This is a genomic window from Cupriavidus sp. 05N40, assembly GCF_056397305.1.
The window spans coordinates 1-11783 of the sequence record NZ_JBFTND010000219.1 but is presented as its reverse complement, the minus strand read 5'-3'; the positions used below and the strand labels follow the sequence as shown (position 1 = coordinate 11783).

The 11783-nt window shown below is 62.7% G+C and carries 9 protein-coding genes; 6 read left to right on the top strand and 3 right to left on the bottom strand.

What is annotated here, in order from left to right; translation table 11 throughout:
- Together AC1DO7_RS34375 and AC1DO7_RS34370 are read right to left on the bottom strand one after the other, a co-directional pair.
- Positions 1–698 (bottom strand): alpha-hydroxy acid oxidase (locus tag AC1DO7_RS34375; RefSeq protein ID WP_477117125.1); only part of this gene is annotated, 698 nt, incomplete at its 3' end.
- Between the two features lie 108 nt (positions 699–806).
- Positions 807–2060, bottom strand: coding sequence for a flavin-containing monooxygenase (locus AC1DO7_RS34370; protein ID WP_441620911.1), 1254 nt, complete (start codon positions 2058–2060; stop codon positions 807–809).
- A gap of 416 nt (positions 2061–2476) precedes the next feature.
- On the opposite strand from AC1DO7_RS34370, the gene AC1DO7_RS34365 reads away from it, so the two are divergent.
- The 6 genes from AC1DO7_RS34365 to AC1DO7_RS34340 all read left to right on the top strand — a co-directional run bounded on the left by AC1DO7_RS34365 (position 2477) and on the right by AC1DO7_RS34340 (position 9924).
- A complete protein-coding gene (locus AC1DO7_RS34365; RefSeq protein WP_477117124.1) occupies positions 2477–3625 on the top strand; it encodes an ABC transporter ATP-binding protein in 1149 nt (382 codons plus the stop codon).
- Positions 3626–3697: 72 nt separating this feature from the next.
- Positions 3698–4696 (top strand): NAD(P)H-quinone oxidoreductase, encoded by a 999-nt coding sequence (locus AC1DO7_RS34360; RefSeq protein ID WP_441620907.1) that lies wholly within the window; start codon positions 3698–3700, stop codon positions 4694–4696.
- Positions 4697–4712: 16 nt separating this feature from the next.
- The gene (locus tag AC1DO7_RS34355; protein ID WP_441620905.1) at positions 4713–5333 is read left to right on the top strand and encodes a glutathione S-transferase; all 621 of its coding nucleotides are present in this window, start codon (positions 4713–4715) and stop codon (positions 5331–5333) included.
- A 19-nt stretch (positions 5334–5352) separates the two neighbouring features.
- On the top strand, positions 5353–5814 hold the full coding sequence (locus tag AC1DO7_RS34350) for a type II 3-dehydroquinate dehydratase (RefSeq protein ID WP_441620903.1): 462 nt from the start codon (positions 5353–5355) through the stop codon (positions 5812–5814).
- 79 nt (positions 5815–5893) lie between these two features.
- On the top strand, positions 5894–6850 hold the full coding sequence (locus AC1DO7_RS34345) for a 2-hydroxyacid dehydrogenase (protein ID WP_441620901.1): 957 nt from the start codon (positions 5894–5896) through the stop codon (positions 6848–6850).
- A gap of 431 nt (positions 6851–7281) precedes the next feature.
- Entirely contained in the window at positions 7282–9924 is a 2643-nt protein-coding gene (locus AC1DO7_RS34340) for a bifunctional diguanylate cyclase/phosphodiesterase (RefSeq protein WP_477117123.1), read from the top strand.
- Positions 9925–10431: 507 nt separating this feature from the next.
- Here AC1DO7_RS34340 and hpnJ read toward each other — a convergent pair.
- On the bottom strand, positions 10432–11783 hold a 1352-nt coding region (gene hpnJ, locus AC1DO7_RS34335; protein ID WP_477117122.1), incomplete at its 5' end, for a hopanoid biosynthesis associated radical SAM protein HpnJ.

Below are 11783 nucleotides of genomic sequence, written 5' to 3'. Positions count from 1 at the left end.
CGCGGATCGAACTGCGCCTGAGTCCACTCCACCAGCGACCCGATATTGTCGACGCCCTTGGCATGCCCGACGATATTGCCGAACTGACGGTGTTCGGTACCCAGCATGCCCATGCACCAGCGCGGCTTGCTCGCCATGTTCACAAGGTTGCGCAGGGTCGGCCTGGGCGGCGTGGACAGACCGTTTTTCTTGTCCTTGTGGCGCTGGCCGAAGACCTGCAGGTCCATCGTGACCACGAGCGCCGAACAATTGGCATTCTTGGCACGGTCGATCAGGCTTTCGACAAATGTCCGGTCGCGCAGCACATACAGCTGGAACCAGAACGGATGGCGCCCGGTGRCTTCCGCCACCGCCTCAATCGAGCAGATGCTCATGGTGGACAAGGTGAATGGGATGCCGTGCTGCTTCGCCGCGCGCGCGGCCAGGATTTCTCCATTGGCGTGCTGCATGCCGGTCAATCCGGTGGGCGCGATCGCCACCGGCATGCTGACCGGCTGACCCACCATGGTGCTGGCGGTGCTGCGCTCGGTAATGTCGATCGCCACGCGCTGGCGGAATTCGATACGCTGAAAATCCGCCTCGTTGGCACGGTAGGTATATTCGGTCCATGAGCCGCCGTCGACATAGTCATAGAACATGCGCGGCACGCGCTTTCTCGCCAGGTTGCGCAGATCTTCAATGCACGTCATCTCGGCCATGGGAACTCCCTTGAAAAAAACAAAAAGCCGCCGGATCACCCGATCCGGCAGCTCGTCTGTGCAACCTCGTTACAAATGACGGGTCACCGTGCAGCCTCAAGAACAGGCTCAAGACCGCCCATACGTCATATAGCCGTTCTGGAGCACGATATGGTCAGCGATGTATTTCGCATCGTGCCAGACGCCATAGATGAAGGACGAGGCCCGGTTGACCAGATTCGGCAGGCCCAGGAAATAGATGCCGCCTTCTGCGGAGATACCGCGCTTGTGGAACGGATCGCCCTTGTCGTCGAAGGCATTCTTCACGTTCAGCCAGTTGAAATCAAACTTGAAACCGGTCGCCCAGAGAATCGTGGTGATGCCGGCTTCAGCCAGGTCGAGGCCGAGGATCGGGTTCTTGAGGCAATCCGGGTCCGGCAGCAGCTCCCAGGCGTCAGGTTCCGGCGGAAACGGCAGGCCATTCTCTTCGATATAGGCATCCGCTTCGCGCAGCACGTCGAAGTAGGCGCGGTCGCCTTCGGCGACGTTTTCGGGCAGTCCTGGCTCGAACGTCATGACGCCATCCTTGTAGGATTGGGTCAGACCGACCAGGTTGATGCCTGCGTGCGCGAGGCGGCGGAAATCGACGGTCTTGCCACCTTCATAGCCGCTCACGGCGAAAGCGACGTGCGCCTTCTTGGGCCGGATCCTCACTTCATCCCACAGCCCGAGGGCGCCCAGCCACCAGCAGTAGTCACGTCCCCGGTACGCGCGCGGCGGGCGGTAATGCTCGCCGACCGAGAGATAAACCGTCCTGCCGGCCTGGCGCAGCTCTTCGGCGATCTGCGAGCCAGAAGCGCCCGCGCCCACAACGAGCACCGCGCCTTTCGCCAATTGACCCGGATTCTTGTAGGTCGAGGAATGCAGTTGCTGGATTTTTTCGCTCTCAGGCACGATCTTCGGATAGGCCGGCGTCTGGAACGGGCCGGTTGCGGCAACGACGTTTTCTGCCTCGATGGTGCCATCGGAAGTCGTCACCCTGAAGCCGGGACGCCCTTGATGCCGTTCTACCCGCATGACTTCCACGCCGGTACGGACCGGCGCCTTCAGCATGGCGGCGTAGCTCTCGAAATACTGGGCCATGCGCTCTTTCGGCGGAAAGGTCTCCGGCGAAATGCCATCGAATTTCATCCCGGGAAAACGGTCATGCCAGGCTGGTCCATTCGCGACCAGAGAATCCCAACGCTCCGAGCGCCAGCGCTCTGCGATTCGGCTGCGTTCCAGCACGACATGCTGCACACCCATGTGCGCGAGATGCTCACTCATCGCGATGCCCGCCTGGCCAGCACCGACCACCACGGTGTTGATTTTTTCCACTGACATTTGAATTTCCTAAAAATAATCGCTCCGGTCAGTCGCCCCGGCACGGAAGCATCGACAGAAAGGCGTACTGGCGCCCTGGAGACATCGCTCATCGACAGTGGCCAGTTTGATGAAGCCCGCATCGTTTGAAAATCACGTTTTTCAAACTCATGACTTAGGAAAAAGTAAAGCGCCGGCCGAAGGGTTCCGCACCGCCGCACCACACCCGCGCACCACAAGGCGTTCCGGGCCATCGCATCCGCGCCGCCTGCGCCTGAAAACGGGCATTTCGTTTTTTCCGAGGCGCCGCATCAGTTTCGGCAAAGTCCCGATTCTTACTGTTTGCCTTATTCTGCTTAACAGTCCCAGCTCGGCCTCGATGTCTGTCGTCGGACCCAAGCCTGGAGCACGGCATACTCCTCAATCTCCGGACAACCATGAACGTAGCCAACTCCGAGCCTGCCGCACAGCAACACCACGCTCAGCCCGATACCGCCGTCGGGCTGGAACGGGTGGTCAAGAAGTATCACGACCACACCGTGCTGCATGAGCTCTCGCTGAAGATACGACGCGGGGAATTCCTCACCCTGCTGGGCCCGTCCGGCTGCGGCAAGACGACGCTCCTCAACCTCATCGCCGGCTTTGCGGAAGCCGACACCGGCGAGATCTTCATCGATGGTCAGCCGGTGACCTGCGAGCCGCCGCACATGCGGCAGATCGGCATCGTCTTCCAGAACTACGCGCTCTTTCCCCACATGACCGTGGAGCGCAATATCGGCTATGGCCTGCGCATGCGGGGCGTAGGCAAGGACGAAATCGCACAGCGTGTGAAGCAGGTGATGGACCTGGTGAAGCTCGACGGCCTCGGGCACCGCAAGCCCCGTGAACTCTCGGGCGGCCAGCAGCAGCGCGTGGCGCTGGCGCGGGCGCTGGTGATCCAGCCCAAGGTACTGCTGCTGGACGAGCCCTTCTCGGCCCTGGACAAGAACCTGCGCGGCTCCATGCAGGTCGAGATCCGGGAAATCCAGCGTCGCTTGGGCCTGACCACGGTATTCGTCACCCACGACCAGGGCGAGGCGCTGGCCATGTCCGACCGGATCGCGGTGATGTCGAACGGCATCRTTCGGCAGATCGCGTCGCCGGCCGATCTATATCAGAACCCGAAAGACCCGTTCGTGGCGTCCTTCCTGGGCGACGTGAACATCCTGCCGGGGCATTATCACGGCCAGACGGCAACGGATGTGCAACTGCGCCTGGGCTCGGGGCTCATCAGCATCCCGCATGCCCGCCTGGCCGACGCATCGCACGACGGGGAAAGGCTGGACGTGTACGTGCGCCCGGAGCACATCAAGCTTGAGAATCTGCATTCCGAATCGGTGTTGAGCGGCACGGTGATCAATCACGTCTACCAGGGCGATCACATCAATACGTTCATCGACGTGGACATTCCGATGACGGCGCGTCAGGTCGTCACGGTGCGCAGTGCGGGCCTGAGCGCCATGCAGCAATGGCCCATCGGCTCGGTCGCGGGACTTGCGCTGCCTGACGAGGGCGTCAGCATTTTCAGTCCGCAGAAGCGGACGTAAGCATAGATGCAAGATCGCACCGCGAAGGCATGACACAACGCGTCAGACAACGCAGCCTGAGAAAACACACCCATGACCAGTCTCCCCCGCTCGATGCAAGCCATCATCGCCCGTGAACCCGGCGACGCCAGTGTGTTGACGCTGGCCGAGCGCCCCATGCCCGAGCCCGGTGCTGGCGAAGTCCTGCTGCGCGTGCTCGCCGCCGGCGTCAACCGGCCCGACATCATGCAGCGTCAAGGTATCGCGAAGCCGGCGCCCGGCATCACCGACGTGCTCGGCCTGGAAGTCTGCGGCGAAGTGGTGGCCTGCGGTCCCGGTGTGGACAGTCAGCTGATGGGTCGGCGGCTGATGAGCCTGGTGCCCGGCGGCGGCTATGCGCCGTGGTGTACGGCGCCGGTCGATCAGTCCTTCATCGTGCCCGGCACGCTTTCCGATGCCGAGGCAGCCGCCTTGCCCGAGGGGCTGTTCACCGTGTGGCACAACCTGTTCGAGTTGGGCCGCCTGGCCATGGGCGAAACCGTCCTGGTCCACGGTGCAGCCGGCGGTATCGGCACGCTCGCAATCCGCATGGCGCACGCCGCCGGCGCAACCGTCATCGTCACGGACAACGACGAAAGCCGCTTTCCAGAATTGCGCGCCATGGGCGCCGATGCGACGGTCTGCTGGCCCACTACCGATTTCACCGAGGCCTGCCTGAAGTACACCGAGGGGCGCGGGGTCGACGTGGTAATCGATATCGTAGGCGGCGACTATGTCCGCCGCAATCTTGCCGCCATGGCCTTCGGCGGCCGCCATGTCAGCCTGTCCTTCATGCAGGGTTCGGCGGTCAATGTCGAACTGCTGACGCTGATGCAGCGCCAGGTGAGCCTGCACTCGTCCACCATGCGCCCCCAGAGCCATTACGAGAAAACCCGGATGGCTCAGAGCATTGCCCGCCATGTCATCCCGCTGCTGAAGAGCGGACGGGTCAAGCCGCGCATCCACGCCACCTTTCCGCTCGCGGAGGCGGTCGCGTCCCACCAGATGCTGGAGAGCGGCAAGGTCTTCGGCAAGCTGGTCCTGATCCCCTAGAGCCTGTCAATAAAGCATGCTGAAACTTCTTTTCGCTCCGACCTCGCCATTCGTGCGCAAGGTCATGGTCTGCGCACACCTGACGGGGCAGGCCGAATACATCGAGCTGCTGGACAGCGCCGCCCATCCGGTGCGGCGCGACCCGCGCATCGCGGCCCACAACCCGCTCGCAAAGGTCCCGACGCTGATCCTGGAAAATGGCCGGTCCATCTATGACAGTCGGGTGATTTGCGAGTACCTGGCCAGCCGGGCAGGCGCCGCGGACATCTTTCCCGCCTCCGGCCCCGCGCGGTGGACGGCCCTGACCCGCCAGGCGCTCGGCGATGGCCTGCTCGACGCCGCGCTGCTCGCACGCTACGAACGGACGGCGCGCCCCGAGGAAGTCCAGTGGCCCACGTGGCGCGAAGCGCTGCTGACGAAAGTCAGCGCCTGCCTCGAGTCAATCGACGCCATCGCAGCGGACCTGGTGGAAGAACAGCCCACTATCGGTGAAATCACCATCGGCTGCGCGCTGGGGTATCTGGACTTCCGGTTTCCCGAATTCGATTGGCGCGCCCAATACGGCAACGCGGCACGCTGGAATGAGACTTTCCAAAGCCTGCCCGCCATGCAGGCCACGCGCCCCCACGAAGGTTGAGATACAGAGGTCTTTGAACATGAGCAAAAAGGTCACCATCTGGTTCCTGAACGGCCCCAATGCCAATCTTTATGGCCTGGACGCCAACAAGACGTACGGCAGCGACAGCTTTCCGGTGCTGCAGTCACGATGCGAGCAAAAGGCCGAGTCCCTGAATGCCGACCTGCGCTTTTTGCAGTCGAACTACGAGGGACAACTGGTCGACTGGATCCAGGAAGCGCGCGGCGTGGCGGACGGCATCATCATCAATGCGGCCGGCCTGACCTACTCGTCGGTTCCGATCCTCGATGCCTTGCTGTCTTTCCCCGGTCCGATCATCGAAACCCATATGAGCAACATCTGGAAGCGCGAGCCGTTCCGCCACCATTCCTACATCTCCAAGGCTGCGGATGGCGTGATCGCCGGGCTGGGCGGCGACGGCTACGAATTTGCCATCGAGGCCGTCACGCGGCTGGTACAGAAGGGCAGAGCAGCGGTCTGATTTCCCACGCGCACGCGGAGCGGCAGCAAGGTGTACTCTCGCTGCCGTCCTTGCCATTTTCCTCAATGCAGTTGCCAAGATGCCAATTTCTGAAGACACCCCCTCGGGCGCGCTGGCCTTCTACAGCGCATTCGACGATTTCGACACGTGGAAGCGCGCGCTCCAGGCCCAGCTGCCGAATCTGAAAGTCATTCACTCCAGCGACATCACGCGGCCGGCCGACATTCACTACGCGCTCGCCTGGAAGCCGCCGGAGAATTTTTTTGCCGGGATGACGAACCTGCGCCTGATCGTCAATCTGGGGGCGGGGGTGGATTCACTGGTCCAGCGGCAGGATCTTCCCCCAGGCATTCCGATCACACGGCTCACGGACCCGCAGATGGCTCGCATGATGGCGGGGTACGTGCTGTTCTCTGTGCTGCGGCACGCCCGGGACATCCCGTACTTCGAGCAGGCGCAGCGGCGGGGTGAGTGGGCCTACCGTCATCCCCGTTCTCCGGAAGACATCCGCGTGGCGGTTCTGGGGCTCGGTCAGCTGGGCGCGAAAGCGGCCCACGAACTGCAGCGCCAGGGGTTCAAGGTGATCGGCTGGTCGCGCAGCCCGGCGCAGATCGAAGGCGTGGAGTGCTTTGCCGGACTGGAAACGCTCGACACCGTGCTCGGACAGGCGGACATTGTCGTCGTGATGCTGCCGCTCACGCCGCAGACGGCTGGCATCCTGGATCGGGCGCGACTCGAGCGGCTGCCGCGAGGCGCGGCCTTCATCAACGTTGCGCGGGGCGCACTGGTCGATCAGGCGGCGCTCACGGACCTGCTCCAAAGCGGCCACATCGGCGGGGCAACCCTGGACGTTTTCGAGCGCGAACCTTTGCCTGCCGGGGATCCGCTGTGGAGCATGCCCAATGTACTGATCACCCCCCACCTGGCTTCGGTGGCGATTCCGTCATCCGCGGCAAGACAGATTGCGGAGAATATTATTCGCGTTTCCGCCGACGAATCGCCGGACAACATCATCGATCCAGCACGCGGATATTGAGGTATGGACTACGTCCGGCGCAATGCGCCGGACGCGTGGAACGGACGAGAGACGCGATCAAAATAAAGCGAATCGGTTCTGGCTAGACGGCGAAGCAGGGAACTCGGATCGCGAGCCGAATTGAGGGATGGCCGGGATTSGTAAATATCTTAGGCTTCARATATTTGCTTTGTACTAAACCGCTGACGCGGTAGTGGGAGGGAAGCGGAGGGCCGCGCCAAGAACGGGACGACGAGCAGGGGGGGGCGCCAGCGCGGCCCGGCCACCCGCGAGTCGAGCGGGGCATGACCACGACGTGACGTTTTAGGCACGTGCCGGCTCGTCTCCACGCAGTGAGCACGGGACTAGAGTGCTTGCTACTTGTCGGGTTCGCTGACCTCGATTAGCCTGCTATCGATGTCGACTCTTCGCTGCGCTGCGATACCCATTTGATGCCAGAACGCTCGACCACCCGATATGGCAAGGCGCTGCAGCGCCTGCGCCAGGTCTTTTCCCCGTTGAACCTGGGGRCAGCGGCGTGGCTGATTGCAACATGGGCGTTCGCGGCGTTTCAGCTCGTGAGCGAGCGGGACCGCTTGCTGCACGACGCCGCGGAGCGTACCCAGGCGCAGGCCCAGGCGTTCGGCGCGTACTCGAAATCCAGCATCCTGCGGCTGTCCGAGTTCCTCCTCGACCTGCGCGCCAGTTGGCTGGTCGGCCAGCCGGGCTTCATCGACATGGTGCGTGAGCGGGAGAACCTGGTGGTAGACCTGTCGTTCCAGGTGGCAGTGATCGACAAGCATGGCCGGCTCATCTACTCGTCCATCGCCCCGCCCGCGCCCGGCGAGAAGGTCGACCTGAGCGGGCGCGAGCATTTCCAGGTCCATCACAACGCGGGCGGGCGCGACATGCTGTTCATCAGCGACCCGGTGAAGGGCAAGGTCTCGCGCAAATGGTCGATCCAGTTCACGCGCCCCATCCTGCGCGCGGGCAACTTCGACGGGGTCATCGTGGTCTCGGTCAGTCCGGAACAGTTCGCCAGCTTTGCGCAGACGTTCACTAACCGCGATGGAGAGGTGGCGTCGGTCATCAAGACTTCCGGCCAGGTCATTGCGCGCGTGCCGGCCCTGGAGGGCACGCTGGCACGGGCGGTCAGCAACAGGCCGTACCTCGCCAGCGAGTCGCCCCAGTCTGGTAGTTATCGGGCGGTGTCGGGCTCCGAAGGCGTGGAGCGGGTCTTCGGCTATTACCGTGTGCCGGAGTTCGGGCTCAGTTTCGTGGTGGGCGAGTCGGTCGGCCTGGTGCTGGCGCCCTACGAGGTCTATCGCCGCGTTGCCTTGGCCGGTGCCATTGCTTCCACGCTGCTGCTTGGCCTGTTGTACTACAGCCTGCGCCGCTCCATGGCGGAGCGGCGGCGCCATATGGAGGAGATGCGGCTGGCTTCGCTGGTCTATTCGTCCAGCAGCGAGGCCATGGTGGTGACGTCGCTCGATGGCACCATCATCGACGTGAATCCGGCCTTTGCCGCCGCCACCGGCTTTACAGTCGAGGAGATCAAGGGCCGCTCGGGCCATAGCGTCGGCGGGGCAGGCAATGCGGCAGGGCTGGTCGAACGCCTGCGGGCCACCGTGGCAGCCAAGGGCAAATGGAGCGGCGAATTCTCGATCCGCCGCAAGGACGGCAGCGAGTTTCCCGCCTACCTGACCGTGGATACCTACCTGGCCCACGCGTACGGCGAGCGCCGCCGCGTTGCGCTGATCCATGACATGACCGAGAAGCGCCAGGCGGAGGAAGTCATCCGACACCAGGCGAATTTCGATGCGCTCACGGATCTGCCCAACCGCCGCCTGTTCTTCGACCGGCTGGAGCAGGAAATCGAGCGTTCGCGCGGCACGCAGGATGTGCTGGCGCTGCTGTTCATCGACCTGGATCGCTTCAAGGAGGTGAACGATACCCTCGGCCACGACCAGGGCGACCTGTTGCTGCTGGAGGCGGCGCGGCGCATTGCGGCATCGGTGCGCGCGTCGGATACCGTGGCGCGGCTGGCCGGCGACGAGTTCACCGTGATCCTGCCCGCGGTGGGCGATGCCGGCGTTGTCGGGGATATTGCCCAGGCGATCCTGGAGGGGATTGCCGCGCCTTACCGCCTGGCCGGCGAGCTGGTGGTGGTGTCTGCCAGCATCGGCGTGGCGACCTACCCCAAGGACGCCGATAACGCCGAGGCCATGCTGGTGTGCGCCGACCGGGCGATGTTTGCCGCCAAGCAGGAGGGCCGCAATCGCTGGAAGGTCTTCACCCAGGCGCTGCTGCAGGCGGAGAGGGAGCGCCTGCGCATCACGCAGGACCTGCGCACGGCCCTGGTGTCCGGGCAGTTCGCGCTGCACTACCAGCCCATTGTCAATCTGCGCACGGGCAAGGTCTGCAAGGCCGAGGCCCTGATCCGCTGGGACCATCCGGTGCGCGGGCCGATCCGCCCGGCCGATTTCATTGCCGTTGCGGAGGAATCCGGCCTCATCATCGACATCGGCCGCTGGGTGCTGACGGAAGCGCTGGACCAGCTTGCGCGCTGGCAGGTGCTGCTGGGCAAGGGCTTCCAGATCTCGGTCAATAAATCACCAGTGGAGTTCTGCGCGCCCGCGAGCGGGCCCGAGTCCTGGTCCAGCATGATCGAGCGCAGGAACGTGCCGGTGGGCAGCCTCGTCATCGAGATCACCGAAGGCTCGCTGATGGAGCAGAACGCCGATGTCATGGACCAGCTCTCCCGCTTCCAGGCAGCCGGCATGGAGATCGCGCTCGACGACTTCGGCACCGGCTACTCGTCCTTGTCGTACCTTCGGCGCTTGGACATTGACTACATCAAGATCGACCAGTCCTTCATTCGCTCGCTGACGCGCGGCCCGGACGACGTGGCCTTGTGCCGCGCCATCATCAGCATGGCGCATGCTCTGCGCATCCGCGTGATTGCCGAGGGCGTCGAGACCGAGTCRCAGYGCGACATCCTGCTGGCTGCCGGCTGCGACTACGGGCAAGGCCACTTCTTCTGTCCGCCGGTGGAGGCCAGCGCGTTCGAGGCCTTCGTGAGCGCCGTGACCTGAGGCGAGCGGTGTCCTTCGGTGCCTTGGTCGGGGGCCTGCATCAGGCTGGAGGCGGCGGTGGTGGCCTGCCCTTGAGCGCACGGCGGAGCAGGGAGCGGCTGGCCGATCTCGAGCACGAGGTCAGGAGCAGCGTCGATGAGAAGTAGTTGATGATTCCCGCAAGCAAAAAGACCGCCGCTGCTTGGTGCAGGATGTGGGGGAACGGCAGCGGCGGGGCCGTCCATCAAAGTCATGCAGATGGGATGGTAATGGAGTGTACGAAGCGTCGCTATTGGCCGTTTGACTGAGCACCTTCGGTAGGTGTCGGCGCGCCTAAGGCCGGGGCGTCATGCCTTCGGCTGATCCCTGGAGCGCCGTCGTGCCGGTGGCGGCCAGCAGCCGGTAGCCGTCGTATTTTTATATGTACCTCGATCGTTGTTGCGATAGCCCTGAGTGCTGACTCGCCAGAGTCGAGGCCCATGGGGGCGCGCGACGCCGTTGTGATGAAAGGTGCACCGGGCCTCATGCCTAGCGCGCACGGAGATATCTGAAGAACTCTACGCCTTCCTGCAGGCGCCGTTTCATCATCTCCCAACTCACCAGCATTTCGCGGACGATTTCCCAGATCTTGGTTGGTCTGAAATAAAAGCGCTTGTAGAACTCCTCAACGCCAAGGTAGATCTCTTCGCGCGACAGGTGCGGATAGCCGATAGTGGAAGCCTGGGTGCCTGCCGAATTGATGAGGGCGATGACCTTGCCTTCATTCAACCATCCGTTTTCGACCGCTTGCTTATGAAGGACGGTACCCGGATAGGGCGCAGCGAGTGACACCTGGATCGTGTGGGGATTGATCTCTTTCGCGTATTTGATCGTCTTCTGGATTGTTTCGTGCGTCTCGCCGGGAAGCCCAAGAATGAACGTGCCRTGGATCTTGATGCCGAGCTTGCGGCAATCGTCACTGAATCGGCGGGCCATATCGGTCCGCAGGCCCTTCTTGACGTTCACGAGAATCTGGTCGTCGCCGGATTCGTACCCGACCAGCAAGAGCCGCAACCCATTTTCTTTCATCACCTTAAGTGTTGAATAGGGCACGTTCGCCTTTGCGTTGCACGACCACGTCACGCCTAACTTGCCAAGACCACGAGCGATCTCCTCGGCTCTCGGTCTGAGATCCGTAAAGGTATCGTCGTCGAACATGATCTCTTTGATTTCGGGCATGTTGTCCCTAATCCATTTCACTTCTTCGAGAACGTTCTCTACCGAACGCGTGCGGTAGCGATGACCCCCGACCGTATGCGGCCAGAGGCAAAAGGTGCACCTGGATTTGCAGCCTCGCCCCGTGTAGAGCGACAGATACGGATGTTTGAGGTAGCCGCTGAAGTAGTTCTCCGGTGTCAGGTCGCGCTTATAGATGGGCGAAACGAACGGTAACTGGTCCATGTCTTCGAGAATGGGTCGGGCGTCGTTGTGCATGATCCCGCCGTCGGGCAGACGATAGCTCAGACCTAGAATCGATTCGAACGGGAGGCCCTGCGCGATCTCGCGACAAGTGAAGTCGAATTCTTCACGGCACACGAAGTCGAGTGCGTCGCTCGCGGTCAGTGAGCCGTGAGGATCGACGGCGACTTTTGCCCCGATCATCCCAATGAGGATCGGGGGCTTGCGCCGTTTTAAGTGCTCTGCGAATTGAACGTCACTCTGGAACGATGGAGAGCTCGTGTGAATGATGATCAGTTCGTATTCCTGAGCAATGTCGAGTGTCGTGTCCAGCGACAGGCCATCTGCGGGAGCATCCACGACGCGGCTATCCTCGACCAGCGCAGCGGGCTGGACGAGCCACGTCGGATACCAGAATGATCGAATCTCGCGCTTCGTCTGGA